The sequence below is a fragment of the Psychrobacter fulvigenes genome (assembly GCF_904846155.1).
Lineage (GTDB): Bacteria > Pseudomonadota > Gammaproteobacteria > Pseudomonadales > Moraxellaceae > Psychrobacter > Psychrobacter fulvigenes.
Genome location: NZ_CAJGZP010000001.1, coordinates 1796469 through 1811512 on the forward strand (window position 1 = coordinate 1796469; position 15044 = coordinate 1811512).

Here is a 15044-nt window from a genome sequence, read left to right on the forward strand (position 1 = left end):
CCATAAATACAGCGCACATTAATTATAATAAACTTTTAATATTTACTTGATAAGCACTTACTTATCTCAATATACAAGTGTAAACTTAACGGCGTAAAGTATCGTTATATGATAAACTACGTGCGTTTTTGCAGGCTGCTAATGAGCGATAAAATTAGTAAAATTGATAGGACTATGTATGAAACGTTATGAATGTATTGTTTGTGGCTGGATTTACGATGAAGAGCTTGGTTGCCCCGAAGAAGGCATCGCTCCTGGCACCAAATGGGATGATGTACCAGACGATTGGATTTGCCCTGAGTGCGGTGTGGGTAAATTAGATTTTGAGATGTTAGAGATCTAATATAGGAGATCTCATGAAAGATTCAAACGATCAACAGCCGTTAAGTCAGCCCAATCAGGCTGCTGACGGCGACCTACCTGAAGTAGCTATTAATTACCCGACGCCTGAGTGGCATCAGTTCGGTGAGCACTACTGGCGTCAATCTGATTTGAGTGAGCACTTACATCAAGCCATGATCGATATCGGTGATGGTATTGAATTGTGCGTTGAAGCCGGTGGCAACCCAAATAACCCGCCACTACTGATGGTCATGGGGCTGGGCTCACAGATGATATTTTGGCCAGATGATTTTATTAAACGTCTGATTGATGCTGGGTTTTTTGTGATTCGCTTTGACAATCGTGATATTGGTCTGTCTTCTAAAGTACGCATCGACGGCCTACCACGTGTCAGTCAGCTAAAAATGATGCTACGCCTGCAGACAGGACTGTCTAATAAAGGTCAGCAGGTCGCTTACAATCTAACAGACATGGCTGAAGATACGGTACGGCTGATTAAAGCGCTGCACCTTGGCAGTACGCATTTACTTGGTGCTTCAATGGGCGGCATGATTGCCCAGATCGTGGCAGCACGTTACCCAAGCTTGGTACAGCGCATGGCTTTGCTATTTACCACCACCAATCGCGGGTTTTTACGGCCACCAAAACCAAGGCAGCTATATACCCTAATCAACCGTCCCGAGAGCCATTCTGAGCGCGATATTGTGCGCCATAGTGTCTGGTTTATGAAGACGGTAGGCACACCTGGGCATGTCAACGTCCGTACAGTGCGTGAGATTGCCAAACTACGCTATCAGCGTAACTTTCATCCACTCGGTACGGTACAGCAGCTAAATGCTATTTTAGCATCAGGCTCTATCAGCCGCTTTGCTAAGCAAGTCAAAGCGCCAACCATCGTGATTCATGGTAGTGCTGATGGATTACTGCCTCCATCACAGGGACGCGTGGTTGCAAAGACCATTCCTAATGCTAAGTTCCATCTTATTGAAGGGATGGCGCACGATATTCCTGCGTACTATCAGCCTTACTTGGTTGATTTGATTCGTAAGCACTTACTGGATTAAGCCACCTTTAAAACCCACTGTTTTAAATTTAGCCCACCAAAAAGAGGTCGCAGCGCATAGATTGTATATGCACTGCGACCTCTTTTCTAATACTCGTCACAACTGACCTAATCACAAATGATCTAGTCACAGCTCACGTTAGTGCCTTCTTTATTGATACAAAGCTTCCTGCCATTCTGTAGATTACCTACCCAAGCTTTGCCGTCTGTAAAGACAAATGAGGCTGCTCCATTATAGTTATCTTCAGCTTGTACACCACTGTTTTCAAAGCGGAAGGGAACAACCAACTCACCGCCTAAATTAACAAATCCCCACTTACTATCAACACGTACCCCAGCCATACCTTCAGAGAATGGCCGTACCTCATCGAATGAATAAGTAATCATGGTCACATTATTTTCATCAACAAAACCCCAACGTCCATCTTGCTGATGCGGTTGTAGAGTTGTAAATAGCGCAGGTCTGGCCGGTATCATGGACTCATTGTTTGGAGCTTGTAAGATGCCATCGTGGTCGTTTTTGCTATTTGGATCAGTGGTCGGATTGCCACTTTTGTCCAGCCAGCTGACTGCTTTGTTTTTACGTACCCGCGCATACCGCCTTTATAGTCGTCAATGCCACTGATCGTCGAGGAGAATGAGACGATGGTTTGATTGCCTGTGTTGATAACCCCATAATTACCATTTCTTTTGACCACGATGCGCCCCTCGGATACTGGACGCGCCCAGCTCTGCCCTTCTTTGATCATATCGTACATTGTCGGCACGACTTCACGGCCTTGCATATTTAGGTAACCCACGCGCCCATTACGCAGTACAGGTAGCAAACCCTCTGAGATTTTATTGGGATCCACTTGCTGGTAGCGTGATAAATCCACCACTCTTTTGCCTTTACTATCAATAATAGCGACAGGCGCACCAAAGTCTTTGATGGCCAAAAAGTGACCACGACTGGAGGTACAAGAGACGTTTTTATAATAGCTCTTTGGTATCTTACAACTGGCTGCCTGAGCGCTAGGCACTAAAAACATCGTGCTTAATAAGACACCAACGGCGAGGTATAAGCGTTGATTGGTCAGTCGCTGTGGCTTTATGAGCTGCGACGTTGATAATTGCGACGTTGATAGTTGCGGCATAGATCGTTGAGACATAATCAGACCTGAATTATGGATATGAGTGTGATACTAAGGCGTGTTATTAGCATACTGCTTTTATTTTGAGCTGGCTATAACATTTAGCTTTCTAATAGCTAAATGTTATAGCCAGCTCCTAACGTTTACAATTGTACCTTTTTATTATTTGCTGAGCTTCAATGGCTAGTGATAGCATACTCCATAGACTATTGGCAGTCTTCTAGCAACTACTTTCCCTTTCTCTGTCATTGTACGTTTTATCGCGGTAAGGACATCTTATGGCTATCGCATCTTCCCGTTCTGCTTTGATCGGTTTGATTATTGGTTGTATTATTTTTGGTTTGGGCAGTCTAATAGTGGCTCATGTCGATATTGGCGGTTGGGCGATGTCTTTTTGGCGACTGGCGATCTCAGGGGTAATATTTACCTTTCTGGCCAAGATGACAGGACAACGGATGCCGCGTGCTCGTCGCGCTATTGTCTACGGATTGCTATCAGGTGTGTTTTTAGGTTTGGATCTGGCATTATGGCATGAGAGTATTTATGCTGTTGGCCCTGGCATTTCCACCTTACTAAACAGCTTGCAGATCTTCTTTTTAGCGGCGATTGGCTTTTTGATCTTTAATGAACGCCAGTCAATCCTGCAACTGATTAGCTTGTTTTTAGCGATGTTTGGCGTGGCAATGATTGGTAGTCCTGAGTTTGCGCATAACTCGGACGCCACTTGGGGTTTTATCGCTGGTATTGTCTCTGGGGGTATGCTGGCGGCTTCTATGACTTTTATCCGCAAAACTCATGATACTGAGCCAACGCCTATATTTGTATTGATGCAGCTGGTCAGTATCGGCGGTGGGCTTGCTATGGTAGTGCCAATGTTTATTTTTGACATGGGTAATATACTGCCAAATACTTGGTCCGAGCTTGGTTGGGTGCTGGTATATGGGGCAGTGATGCAATGTCTGGCGTGGGGGTTAATCGCCTACTCTATTCCAAAGTTGTCACTGGCGTTGTCAGGCTTATTGCTCTTGACTGAGCCGATTGCTGCTTTGATTATTGATTATAGCTGGCTAGATAAGCCCATTAACTCACTTCAATGGGCAGGCGCGCTGCTGACTATGTTTGCCATTTATTTAGGCTCGCTAAAGCCAAAGCCGCGTGCGCTGCGTCGCTATCGGTTCTTTGCCCGCTTTTATCGACGTAAATACAAGTAATACCCCTTTAATAAAAAAGCAGTTAGTCTACAACCAACTGCTTTAAAAGAGACTGCTTTTATTTAGTCAAAAGCAAATAGCTCAGTCCTTTTGACGGTTAAACAGAGCATTCAGTACAATAGCCGTCAAAGTTGCCGTACCGATACCGCCCAAATCAAAACCGCCTAAATGCAAGCTGAAGTTGCCCGTACCCATGATAACAGTGACTGCAGCAATGATTAGATTGCTGTTTTTACTAAAATCAATGTGGTTGTCTATCCAGATTTTTGCACCAGCAATGGCAATCAAACCAAAGACTACGATAGAAGCACCGCCCAATAATGCTGCTGGAATGGTTTGGATAATGGCGCCAAACTTTGGTGACAAACCAAGCAAGATAGCAACCAGCCCTGCCACCACAAAAATAGTAGTGCTATAAACCTTGGTCACTGCCATGACGCCGATATTTTCGGCATAAGTGGTCACACCCGTCCCCCCAAAACCTGCTGAAAACGTCGTCGCCACACCATCAGCAAAGAACGCCCGTCCCATATAAGGGGTAACACGTGCTTTGGTCATTCCTTCTACCGCTTTAAAATGCCCGAGGTTTTCGGCAACGAGAATAAAGGCCACAGGTGCAATCAAGATAATCGCACTCATCTCAAAACGCGGCGAGTGAATACTTGGCAGGCCAAACCATGAGGCAGCAGCCACGCTACTAAAGTCGATGGCTGTCCCAAACCCTAATACATTGGTCATGACAAAATAGGCTATATAGGATAGTACCAAACCAACTAGGAGTAACAAACGTCTGAGCATACCACGGGTAAATACCGCCACACCACTGATTAACAGTACAGTCAAGGCTGCCATCCATGCATCAAACTGATTGGCTGATACCCCTTGAATGGTAACAGGTGCCAAGTTCAGACCGATAATCATCACAATAGCGCCAGTCACAATCGGGGGCATCAGGCGCTCTATCCAACCTGTGCCTGTCTTCATGACCAGCAGCCCTATCAGCGCATAGATGATGCCGCAGGCCATGATGCCGCCTAGCGCAACATCTAGATTACTATTAAAGCCTACCCCAGCATAAGCAGTCACGGCAATCACGGGACCAATAAACGCAAAGCTTGAGCCCAAATAGCTAGGCATGCGGCCACCTGTTATCAAAAAGAACATCAGCGTACAGATGCCAGACATCAAAATAGCCAAATTGGGGTCAAAACCCATCAATAAGGGTGCCAGTACTGTCGCACCAAACATCGCAAAGGTATGCTGAATACCAAGTAAGATACTTTTAGATGGCGGTAGATACTCATTAATACCGACTGGATTGTGATCAAGATCTCCTTGATACGGTCGCCAAGTTGGGAACCAACGTCCATTCTCAAAATCTGGGTTGTCTATGAGCTGCATCGAGGCTGGATCTATAGCAGCTGTTTGCGCAGTTGAAGAAAGTGGCTCTTTAGAGTTGTTTTCTGATTGAGAGGAGTGCTCTGAGGGAGATACCATGCGCGCGTTTCCTATGTGACTGTTTGTAACTGAGACTTTGAATTGAAGCTTAAATATAGAGTTTTTATCAACGATGGCAAACATTGTTTTATGCAGTCTGTCATCTATTAGGTCTAGCAAGTATCAGGCATAAAGAGTTTTAGTTGTACTAGAACATACTTATTTTTATGAATGCGCTAGATTCTACTAGATGTCTTAGCCCAGATATGTTCTACTAAACTCAGCGCTTAGGTTGATTACGTCATGATATATTCTATAGTGACAAACAGCTTACAGGATGTTACATAAGCGTCGATGCTGAGCATCATAACGGAATTCAATAATAAACAAAAGATATTATTCTCCCATCATCCTTACTACTACGTTTACATACTTTCATAGACAACTCGCCGAATCCATCTTTGATGATGATATTGATTATTGATATAAGCCATATCTGTGATGCTTGTATCAGAGGTCAGTATCTGGGTGTTATGGTAGCCGCGAAACGCTCAAAGTTGTAAAGCTATTTAGGATGAAAAACCATGCTCATTCCATTTCACTTTTTTGGTAACTTATTATGATCAGTGTATTTGATTTATTCAAAATCGGGATTGGCCCTTCAAGCTCACATACCGTAGGCCCTATGGTGGCGGCCAACTTATTTTTGGCTTCATTAGCAAAGCAAACAGAGCTGACAGATGTTAAAGCCATAGAAATCGAGCTGTATGGTTCTCTCGCTGCGACAGGTAAAGGGCATGCGACCGATACAGCCGTGTTGTTAGGACTGTTGGGTCATACTCCCAGTACCATAGACACCCGCTTAACCAGTGAGTATCTAACCCCTATATTTTCTGCTAAACAACTCAATCTTGCTGGCAAGCATACTATTGCCTTCAATAGCGAACGCGATATCCACTGGTACGGCGACACTGTCCTCTCCTATCATCCGAATGCCTTAACCATTCGGGCAGTATTGGCAGATGATACCAGCTATCAGCAAACCTATTATTCCATCGGTGGTGGGTTTGTTATCAATGAAGAAGATGCCAATAACCCAGACGAAGATCAAGCCAGACCCAATATTGACATCGCCCCCTACCCGTTTAGTACGGGTGCAGAGCTTCTCGAGCAGTGCCGCAAACATCAGTTGAGTATCAGCGAGATAGTGCTTGCCAACGAATGTCATTATCGCGACCAAGAAGAAGTCTTTGCCTATTTAGATACCATCTGGGATGTGATGCAAGATTGTGTCAAACAGGGCTGCGAAAATTCTGGTATCTTGCCTGGCGGGCTTGATGTCAAACGCCGTGCCCAAGATCTGCATCTACAACTGATCGCTGAGAAGGATCAACCTATCTCAAAGACCGATAAGTTGGCGGCGATGGATTGGGTAGATCTCTATGCACTGGCCGTCAATGAAGAAAACGCCAATGGCGGCAAAGTAGTCACCGCACCGACCAATGGTGCGGCTGGCATCATTCCAGCAGTGCTGCATTATTATCGTGACTTTCTACCAAGCTATAACCAACAGGGTGTCCGCAACTTTTTATTAAATGCGACTGCTATTGGCGGCTTAATCAAGCAAAACGCTTCTATCTCTGGGGCTGAAGTAGGCTGTCAAGGTGAAGTGGGCTCAGCCTGCTCAATGGCAGCCTCTGGACTAGCAGAGCTGATGGGCGGTGATCCTGCCAAGTGTCTTAACGCTGCCGAAATCGGTATTGAACATAACTTAGGTCTCACTTGCGACCCTATTGGCGGTCTCGTACAAGTGCCTTGTATCGAACGCAACGCTATGGGCGCGGTAAAAGCAGTCAATGCGGCGCGCCTTGCCTGCCGCGGTAATGGACAGCACTTCGTCTCTTTTGACAAGGCCATCCAAACGATGAAACAAACCGGTGCTGACATGTCAGATAAGTATAAAGAGACTGCACGTGGTGGCCTAGCGGTTTATGCTGATAACCGAATTCCTACCGCGACCCATGGTGTCAGTGTCAACTACAGCCAATGTTAATTGTTAGGGTCTATTCAAACCACCATAATCATTAAAAATAGCCATAAAAAAAGCCTCTAACGAATTAGAGGCTTTCCTTTAATCTAAGATATAGCTATAGATTAAACTATTAAGTTGCTCAATAAACCCTATTACTCAGCGGTTTTTGAGATAACTTCATTCAAATACCATACTGGCTTCACAACGCCTGCAGCTTCGTCAGCCACTGCTTCTTGACGTACGTCTAGCACATAGCGATAACCTGGCTCATAAGTGAAGCCTTGGATATCACCATTAAATGTGGTGTAGTTTCTTTGGAAGGTTTGACGGAACTGCAAGCACTCAGCTTTAATCATCTCGCCAGTAGCAGTCTGTACATCACATACTGCTTTGTGCGGTGCAAGCTCTACTTTTAGACTTGGAATATTAACGACTTTAACATCCATCGCCTGACCTTCTACTACCATGGTGCGCTTATCATCTAAGTTCATAGTAGAACAACCCGCTAGGGCAAATGTTGTCATCAATGCTGCGATTGCTAATTTTTTCATTATTCTTCCTCAGTTAATTATTTATGCTCATTAATTATGTTGGTTACTTCTGAAGTATTAATGCTTAAGTATTAATGTCTAATTTGGCTTATTTACTACTTTACAGTTAACGATCCGTAAAGCGTAATCTTTCAAAACCTATCTAAATATTAAGCATTAATAATAGTGCTGTTAGCACTGCCCGAATTGATAGACAGCCATGTTTCAACAGCACCGTTTATTGTTGTACTTCACTAAGTATAGAGTGCCTAAGGCCTTATCCTCTATAACTACTTTGTAACATAACGTCAGTATTTGCAACCCATGTTAAACAAACGTATAAAATAATAGTTTAAAGGGTATCTGTAGCAGATTTACTTTTATTATATAGAGGGTAATTCAAGCGAATCTATTATATAGCCAGTCCAATATGAAAAAGATACAGCGGAACTGGGATAATTTTTTGCAGCCTCTGTCGGCGTAGGCACAGCAAGCTAGAAAAATTTATACCAGTTTCGCGTTATTAAATAACGTATCCATTTTATTTAGTATCGACTATACATAGGCTAAGCGAAAGTCGTACCTACAAATTTTTTAGCTACGATAGTCAGCATTAATCTTGACATAATCATAAGACAGATCACAAGTGTATACGGTGTCAGTGGCATCACCGCGAGCAAGATCGATATGAATGGTAATCTCCGGACGACTCATAACCGTATTGCCCGCCTCTTCCGTGTAGTCAGGCGCCACACCGCCACCTTGCACGATCTTCACCTCATCGAGTGACACATCGACTTGCTCGGTATCAAGATCCTCAATACCTGCATAACCAACAGCCGCCAAGATACGTCCCCAATTAGCATCACTGGCAAAGAATGCTGTTTTTACCAGTGGCGAATGTGCAACGGCATAAGCGACATCACAGCACTCTTGACTGGTTTTGCCGCCCGTTACTTTGACGGCCATAAACTTAGTTGCGCCTTCCCCATCACGCACGATTAATTGTGCCAAACGTACAAACACGTCGGTCAAGGCTGCATATAGTGGCTGATAATGCGGATGCTCTGGACTATCAATCACATCTGAGCTAGCAGCGCCCGTGGCTATCAATACACAGCAATCATTGGTTGAAGTATCACCATCGACAGTGATTCGGTTAAATGACTGCTCATTGATGGCACTGAGCATCTCTTGTAAGACATCAGCGGCAATGTTGGCATCAGTCGTTACATAGCCGAGCATGGTCGCCATATTCGGGCGTATCATCCCAGAGCCTTTAGAGATACCTGTGACATGGTAGCTAGCACCAGCAACATCGACCTTTTGACTGGCAAGCTTAGGGATAGTGTCAGTGGTACGAATACCATTGGCGGCTGCCAGCCAGTTATCGGCAGCTAGGTTGGCTAGCGCCTTATCCAACCCCGCGATTACCGCTTCACTATTGAGCGGCTCACCAATGACACCAGTAGAGAATGGTAATACGCTATTGGTATCGACGCCTGCTTTACTGGCTAATGCCGCACAAATATCCTCTGCACGGCGCATGCCGTCAGCACCCGTACCTGCGTTGGCATTACCCGTATTGGTTACTAAATAGCGCGGGCTTGCTTTGGCGAAGTGCTCACGCAGTACACGGACAGGAGCGGCACAAAAGGTATTTTTAGTCGTGACAACCGCACTGGTCGCGGTCTCAGAAATCTCGATAATCACTAAATCGTCACGATCTTTGTAGCGCACCCCTGCGGCGGTAGCGCTTAGCTTGATACCATCAATGGCATAAATAGTCTCAGGTATTGCAACATTTCCGACAGCCATAGCTCAATCCTTATTTATTGATATTTATCATGGTTTATTTAGATTAGGGTTTACTAAAATCAAACGACGACCAAATCGGCGCATGGTCAGAAGGTTTTTCCATTCCGCGCAGCTCATAACTGATACCAGCGTCTACCGAGTGCGCCTGAAGATCTGCTGTGCATAAAATATGATCGATGCGTAACCCACGCTTTGGATCATCATTGAAGCCGCGACTGCGATAGTCAAACCAGCTATACAGCTCTGTGCTATCTGGATAATGCAGGCGATAGGTATCAAAAAGCTCACGTGACATCAGTGTCTCATACCAGTCACGCTCCTCTGGCAAAAACGAGGTTTTACCCGTTCTAAGCCAGCGCTTAGCATTGGCCTCACCAATACCAACATCGATATCTTCTGGTGCAATATTCATATCACCCATGATGATAAGCGAGCGACCTTCCGCCTTTAGAGTGTCAATATAAGCGGTTAAATCCGCATAATAGGCACGTTTCATAGGAAATTTGGTCGGATGGTCTTGACTCTCACCTTGCGGAAAATAACCATTAAGCACATCAATCTCGCGACCTTGTAGCAGATAACGTGCATGGATGAAACGCTTTTGCGCTTCCTCATCTTCCCCAGGAAAGCCTTTTTGGACAAAAATAGGGGCAACCTTTGATAACAGTGCTACCCCATAGTGTGCCTTTTGCCCGAAGTATTCAACATGATAGCCAAGACCTTCTACATTTTTGAGAGGGAATTGCTCGTCATGTACTTTGGTTTCTTGCAGACCCATTACATCGGGATCAATCACTTCTCGTATTGCTTCGAGCTGATGTTGACGGGCGCGGATACCATTGATATTAAAACAAACAAAACGAGTCATGCCTTATCCTATATTAATTTATTCAAATTTGATTATTTTTGGGCGTCACTATGATAACAGACCTCAGCCAACCTAGCTGTTGCGTGTCCTCAAATCTTAAGCTACAGTAGAAAAAATTGATACATTAAGATCCTGTGTTAATAATCCTATAAAGTACTGTGCTAATAAACGCTGTATTTTGATTCACTCTTACATGGCATTTTTCAATAATCTCTCAAGAAAACGATGAAATCCCTATCAACAAAACTACATGAGCCAAACTATGACGACAACCGCTACATACCACACAGCCACACCGCTGTTTTCTACTGACTATCATATCTACATTAATCATACCGATGCAGGTGGCATAGTCTACCACGCTAATCACTTAGTGTTTTTTGAAAACTGTCGCCGTGACTGGTTTACCAAGCTTAACTTAAACGGTTATTTTATGCATTCTGATGAGGGTCAAGTTCAGCATTTTGTCGTCAGTCAGGCACAGCTACAGTACAAAAAAGCCATCCTGTTAGATGAGGTCATTAATGTGCGTATCGATCGTGTTGAGCTAAAACCTGCCAGCATCGTATTTTATCAGAGCATTCATCGCCGTCTGCCAGCAGATGCGGACGAAAAACAGCGCTCATCTACAAATACCTTGTTGAGCAGTAGCAAAATCGTCATCGCCTGTGTACAAAACCAAATCAAGCCTGAGCCACCACAGTCAACCAATGCATCAAGCACCACGACTGCAGTAGATAATGCCACGCCTATGCGGCCCATACGCGTGCCAGAAAAGCTCTATAATACCATCCAGCAAGCTATTGCGCACCATGCCGATGAGCAGTGATATCAATCGATGAACGATCATTGCGATACTAGCGCAGCGATGCTTACCTTCGAGGATATTTGGGTTTATAGCAAGCGCACTACTCTAGCAGCCTCTGAGGAAGACCGCACTGCTGTGGCCACTAGTATGCTCGCACCGCATAAGAAATGGCTGACTCGAATAAAGGGTGAAGCCACAGCTGATAAGACTTTGTCTGCGCATCAGCGTACTCTGATCGCTGGCGCTCATGGCAAACTAATAGCTGGTCAAGTGACTGTATTAACTGGTCACTCTGGCAGTGGGAAGTCAGTATTATTGCGAGTGTTATCAGGACTTTCTCCTATAAGCGCAGGTAATGTCTGGCTACAGCATGGTAATGAGAAAGTGAATAGTGAACAAAATAGTAGCAAGAAAACTAGCTACGACCGTCTCAGCATTCACAACACCTCACCCACACAATGGCGCGCGCAAGTCGCTCTATTAGCGCAACACCCGCAACTGCTAGAAGGCAGTGTCCTTGATAATCTGACAATGCCTTATCGCCTACAAGCCTATCAACACAGTCATTTTGATATGGAGTGGCATATCAAACAGCTTGCGCAGTTAAAGCGGACAGCTGACTTCTTACAGCAAGATGCCAACCATCTCTCTGGCGGCGAGCGACAACTGGTCAATACGCTGCGTCTATTGCAGTTAGAGCCGCAAGTACTACTGTTAGATGAACCGACAGCGGCATTAGATGCCGATACCTCAGCCAAGCTTGTTCACCTACTGATCAACTGGTTACGTGCAAAACCAGCGCGCACATTGTTATGGATAACTCATGATACGCAAGACATCATGCCTTTGGCAGATAAGCATTGGCACATGCAAGCAGGTGTGTTAACCGAAGTATTCTAATAGTATTTTGAACCTCACACTTAATAGCAACTTTTAGTAGCAACTTTCAAACTCTAGCTCGATAATTAATCGTTATTTGTCTATTTTATATTAGCTTTTTTCACCGCCATTTTTTTCAAACGAGCACCTATGACTGCTAAAGACGACCTGCAAATCTTACTGACTTATAGTGATATTGTGCTTGCCAGCAGCTTGATTGCCATTGTGCTTATTGTGTCGTGGCGACTACGCTTACGGCTAACATCGACACTATTGATGGCTGCTGTACGTACCGTGGTACAGCTGAGTTTTATTGGTCTGATATTGGCATGGATTTTTGCACGCGAACAGTGGTATGAAGTATTGCTCATATTGACCATCATGACTCTGATTGCGGGTAGCGCTGCTAGGAATCGTGTCAAACGCAGCTACAAAGGCTTGTTTGTCGATACTCTCATGGCTGTCAGCATCTCAGCCGTATTGGTCACTATCATTGCTATCAGTCTTATCTTACGGGTGCAGCCTTGGTATACACCGCAGTTTATCATCCCGATATTGGGCTTGATACTAGGGAATTCTTTGACTGCCATTTCTTTGACCAGTAACCAACTTATCGAGGCCTTTCATGAGCAGCAGGCGCGTATTGAGATGATGTTAAGTCTATCTGCCCGTCCATTTGAAGCCGTACACGAGCAAATACGTGCTGCAATCGTCAATGGTATGACACCCACGCTGAACTCTATGTTAGTCGTTGGTATTGTCAGCTTACCCGGCATGATGACTGGTCAAATACTCGCCGGCGCAGACCCTACTCAAGCTGTACGCTATCAGATTGTCACCATGTTTTTGATATGTGTTAGCAGTACACTTGGCTGCACAATAAGCTCACTCCTGATTTATAGACGCTTTTTTAACAAAAAAAAGCAGTTCATCCTACCTTAAATACCGCCAGTCGAATATAGTTTGACTTATCCGTCAGCCTATTTGTCTATTTTCTCTATCTTAGCCAGTTTTGTCATGCTAGTATGAGCTGAAATTACGTTGTTGTTACTCTTCTGTAGGACTTAATTACAATTAATCATATATCAGTCGTATCCGTGCTGATCCGCTCTACAGATAGCAACAGAGTTATTTTCTCGTAAACATTCCCTATGACTACAACTTGAGGACGCTGGCAATGACAGTGAACAAACCCTGGCTAGATCACTATCCTTCAAATGTGCCAAAAACGATAGATCCAGATCAATATGGCAATCTGATAGAGCTATATGAGGAATGCTTTGAGCGCTTTCGTTTCCATCCTATGAGTATCTGCATGGGGGTTACTCATACTTATGATGATGTTGACAAAGCATCACTCGCAGTTGCTGCGTGGTTACAAGGACAAGGATTGGCTAAAGGCAGTATCGTGGCACTAATGATGCCAAACGTACCGCAGTATTTACCGATTATGATCGGTATCTTGCGTGCAGGTTTTGTCTGTACTCCTATCAACCCTTTGTATACTGGTCGTGAGCTACGCCATCAGCTCAATGACTCTGGTGCTGAGGTTATATTTATCGTCGATAACTTCGCTCAAGCTCTCGAACAAGTCGTAGGTGAGACCTCTATTAATCGTATCATCCTCTCAAAAATGGGTGACATGATGGGTCTAAAAGGCATCTTAGTAAATACTGTTATTCGTCAAGTAAAACGCTTAGTGCCCAAATATGCTCTGAACGACCCTAAATATAAAGTGACCAAGTTTCCTGATGTGCTCAAAGCGGGAAAAAACCTGCCCCATCAAGCACCGGAGATGGAATTAGAACAAAAAGCCATTTTACAATATACAGGCGGCACTACAGGGTTATCAAAAGGCGCTGTATTGACTCAGCGCAATATCGTTGCCGCAGCCATGCAGTCAGAAGCATGGTATCGTCCAGTCACCTCAGAGATTGACGAGGTGTATATCAATATGGTTATGGCATTGCCGCTATACCATATTTTTGCTTTTATGCTGAGTTTGCTCGGTATGCGCTCAGGCTATACCTTTATTTTAGTACCAAACCCACGCGACATACCAGGATTTATCAAAACTCTCTCAAAGCAGCCTTTTCATATATTTCCCGCTGTCAATACGCTGTTTAAAGGACTACTTGATCATCCAAAATTTGGACAGTTGAACTTCAGCTCTTTACGTATCTCACAAGCAGGTGGCATGGCAGCGACTGAGCAAACTGCAGCGCGCTGGTTAGAGGTAACAGGCTGTGCGATGATTGAAGGTTGGGGTATGACTGAAGGCGTCGCTGTAGGCACAGCAAACGTGGTCACAGATCGTCAGTTTAATGGCACAATTGGCGTGCCAGGCCCTGGGGTTGATGTTATCGTCGTTAATGAAGACAATGAGCGTGTCGGTGTAGGCCAAGCAGGTGAGATGTGTATTAAAGGCCCTAATGTCACCTCTGGCTATTTTAATCATGATAATAGTGACAGCTTCACTGAAGATGGTTACTTTCGTACTGGTGACATCGTCAGTATGGACGAAAAAGGCTACTTTACCTTGCTAGATCGAAAAAAAGATATGATCTTAGTCTCAGGATTTAACGTATTTCCCAACGAAGTTGAGTCCGTGATGCTCGACTGTGACGCTATCGTTGACTGCGCCGTCATTGGTATTCCAGATGAACGCCAAGGCGAAGCAGTGAAGATTTATATCGTACCTGCAGACAGCAACGTCACCGAAGGTGTGATTAGATATTTTGCTCTAGACAACCTAACTGGCTATAAGTGCCCGCGCTATATTGAGTTTGTCAGTGAACTTCCAAAGAGCAATATTGGCAAAGTACTACGTCAAAAACTACGTGAAAAGCACATGGCTGAGCATGGTTAGACTACTTGACATACTCCCGCCACTTTCGACAAGCTCAAGCGGGGGATTCTAAAA

At 44.5% G+C, this 15044-nt stretch carries 14 protein-coding genes; 8 read left to right on the forward strand and 6 right to left on the reverse strand.

The genetic code is table 11. The features are described from left to right. The first annotated feature begins 178 nt into the window (after positions 1-178). Both JMX03_RS07640 and JMX03_RS07645 read left to right on the forward strand, forming a co-directional pair. Positions 179-343: a rubredoxin gene (locus JMX03_RS07640; protein ID WP_201574662.1), complete on the forward strand. Its 165-nt coding sequence runs from the start codon at positions 179-181 to the stop codon at positions 341-343. Positions 344-356: 13 nt separating this feature from the next. After that, positions 357-1406 carry an alpha/beta fold hydrolase gene (locus JMX03_RS07645; RefSeq protein ID WP_201595859.1) on the forward strand — a complete coding sequence of 350 codons (1050 nt, stop codon included), beginning with the start codon at positions 357-359 and terminating at the stop codon, positions 1404-1406. Positions 1407-1528: 122 nt separating this feature from the next. Here JMX03_RS07645 and JMX03_RS14975 read toward each other — a convergent pair whose 3' ends face one another. Together JMX03_RS14975 and JMX03_RS07650 are read right to left on the reverse strand one after the other, a co-directional pair. Further along, on the reverse strand, positions 1529-1882 hold the full coding sequence (locus tag JMX03_RS14975; RefSeq protein WP_227695448.1) for a WG repeat-containing protein: 354 nt from the start codon (positions 1880-1882) through the stop codon (positions 1529-1531). Next, positions 1879-2556: a WG repeat-containing protein gene (locus JMX03_RS07650; RefSeq protein ID WP_227695451.1), complete on the reverse strand. Its 678-nt coding sequence runs from the start codon at positions 2554-2556 to the stop codon at positions 1879-1881. The genes JMX03_RS14975 and JMX03_RS07650 overlap by 4 nt, the downstream gene beginning before the upstream one ends. Positions 2557-2816: 260 nt before the next feature. Between JMX03_RS07650 and JMX03_RS07655 the strand changes: the two genes are divergently transcribed. Further along, positions 2817-3749 carry a DMT family transporter gene (locus tag JMX03_RS07655; protein ID WP_201595861.1) on the forward strand — a complete coding sequence of 311 codons (933 nt, stop codon included), beginning with the start codon at positions 2817-2819 and terminating at the stop codon, positions 3747-3749. Between the two features lie 81 nt (positions 3750-3830). On the opposite strand, the gene JMX03_RS07660 is transcribed toward JMX03_RS07655, so the two are convergent. Beyond that, the gene (locus JMX03_RS07660; protein ID WP_201597874.1) at positions 3831-5150 is read right to left on the reverse strand and encodes a solute carrier family 23 protein; all 1320 of its coding nucleotides are present in this window, start codon (positions 5148-5150) and stop codon (positions 3831-3833) included. 655 nt (positions 5151-5805) lie between these two features. Between JMX03_RS07660 and JMX03_RS07665 the strand changes: the two genes are divergently transcribed. Next, positions 5806-7239 (forward strand): L-serine ammonia-lyase, encoded by a 1434-nt coding sequence (locus JMX03_RS07665; protein ID WP_227695461.1) that lies wholly within the window; start codon positions 5806-5808, stop codon positions 7237-7239. 131 nt (positions 7240-7370) lie between these two features. Here the strand turns inward: JMX03_RS07665 and JMX03_RS07670 are convergent, their stop codons facing one another. The 3 genes from JMX03_RS07670 to xthA form a co-directional block, all read right to left on the reverse strand. Beyond that, positions 7371-7769: a DUF4377 domain-containing protein gene (locus tag JMX03_RS07670; protein WP_201595864.1), complete on the reverse strand. Its 399-nt coding sequence runs from the start codon at positions 7767-7769 to the stop codon at positions 7371-7373. A 573-nt stretch (positions 7770-8342) separates the two neighbouring features. Next, positions 8343-9566 (reverse strand): bifunctional glutamate N-acetyltransferase/amino-acid acetyltransferase ArgJ, encoded by a 1224-nt coding sequence (gene argJ / locus JMX03_RS07675; protein WP_201595866.1) that lies wholly within the window; start codon positions 9564-9566, stop codon positions 8343-8345. Between the two features lie 43 nt (positions 9567-9609). Further along, a complete protein-coding gene (gene xthA, locus JMX03_RS07680) occupies positions 9610-10434 on the reverse strand; it encodes an exodeoxyribonuclease III (protein WP_201595869.1) in 825 nt (274 codons plus the stop codon). Positions 10435-10696: 262 nt separating this feature from the next. Here xthA and JMX03_RS07685 point away from each other — a divergent pair, with 262 nt between their 5' ends. The 4 genes from JMX03_RS07685 (at position 10697) to JMX03_RS07700 (ending at position 14990) form a co-directional block, all read left to right on the forward strand. Further along, a complete protein-coding gene (locus JMX03_RS07685) occupies positions 10697-11263 on the forward strand; it encodes a hotdog domain-containing protein (RefSeq protein WP_227695463.1) in 567 nt (188 codons plus the stop codon). Between the two features lie 9 nt (positions 11264-11272). After that, on the forward strand, positions 11273-12142 hold the full coding sequence (locus JMX03_RS07690) for an ABC transporter ATP-binding protein (protein WP_201595875.1): 870 nt from the start codon (positions 11273-11275) through the stop codon (positions 12140-12142). Between the two features lie 129 nt (positions 12143-12271). Next, the gene (locus JMX03_RS07695) at positions 12272-13063 is read left to right on the forward strand and encodes an ABC transporter permease (protein ID WP_201574653.1); all 792 of its coding nucleotides are present in this window, start codon (positions 12272-12274) and stop codon (positions 13061-13063) included. 235 nt (positions 13064-13298) lie between these two features. Further along, the gene (locus JMX03_RS07700; RefSeq protein WP_201595878.1) at positions 13299-14990 is read left to right on the forward strand and encodes an AMP-binding protein; all 1692 of its coding nucleotides are present in this window, start codon (positions 13299-13301) and stop codon (positions 14988-14990) included. The last annotated feature ends 54 nt before the right edge of the window (positions 14991-15044 follow it).

What these genes read in the sequence shown, in the direction of transcription:
- JMX03_RS07640 (WP_201574662.1), top strand. Translation starts at nt 179, where the DNA reads ATGAAACGTTATGAATGTATTGTTTGTGGCTGGATTTACGATGAAGAG.
- JMX03_RS07645 (WP_201595859.1), top strand. Translation starts at nt 357, where the DNA reads ATGAAAGATTCAAACGATCAACAGCCGTTAAGTCAGCCCAATCAGGCT.
- JMX03_RS14975 (WP_227695448.1), bottom strand. Translation starts at nt 1,882, where the DNA reads ATGATACCGGCCAGACCTGCGCTATTTACAACTCTACAACCGCATCAG.
- JMX03_RS07650 (WP_227695451.1), bottom strand. Translation starts at nt 2,556, where the DNA reads ATGTCTCAACGATCTATGCCGCAACTATCAACGTCGCAATTATCAACG.
- JMX03_RS07655 (WP_201595861.1), top strand. Translation starts at nt 2,817, where the DNA reads ATGGCTATCGCATCTTCCCGTTCTGCTTTGATCGGTTTGATTATTGGT.
- JMX03_RS07660 (WP_201597874.1), bottom strand. Translation starts at nt 5,150, where the DNA reads ATGCAGCTCATAGACAACCCAGATTTTGAGAATGGACGTTGGTTCCCA.
- JMX03_RS07665 (WP_227695461.1), top strand. Translation starts at nt 5,806, where the DNA reads ATGATCAGTGTATTTGATTTATTCAAAATCGGGATTGGCCCTTCAAGC.
- JMX03_RS07670 (WP_201595864.1), bottom strand. Translation starts at nt 7,769, where the DNA reads ATGAAAAAATTAGCAATCGCAGCATTGATGACAACATTTGCCCTAGCG.
- argJ (WP_201595866.1), bottom strand. Translation starts at nt 9,566, where the DNA reads ATGGCTGTCGGAAATGTTGCAATACCTGAGACTATTTATGCCATTGAT.
- xthA (WP_201595869.1), bottom strand. Translation starts at nt 10,434, where the DNA reads ATGACTCGTTTTGTTTGTTTTAATATCAATGGTATCCGCGCCCGTCAA.
- JMX03_RS07685 (WP_227695463.1), top strand. Translation starts at nt 10,697, where the DNA reads ATGACGACAACCGCTACATACCACACAGCCACACCGCTGTTTTCTACT.
- JMX03_RS07690 (WP_201595875.1), top strand. Translation starts at nt 11,273, where the DNA reads ATGAACGATCATTGCGATACTAGCGCAGCGATGCTTACCTTCGAGGAT.
- JMX03_RS07695 (WP_201574653.1), top strand. Translation starts at nt 12,272, where the DNA reads ATGACTGCTAAAGACGACCTGCAAATCTTACTGACTTATAGTGATATT.
- JMX03_RS07700 (WP_201595878.1), top strand. Translation starts at nt 13,299, where the DNA reads ATGACAGTGAACAAACCCTGGCTAGATCACTATCCTTCAAATGTGCCA.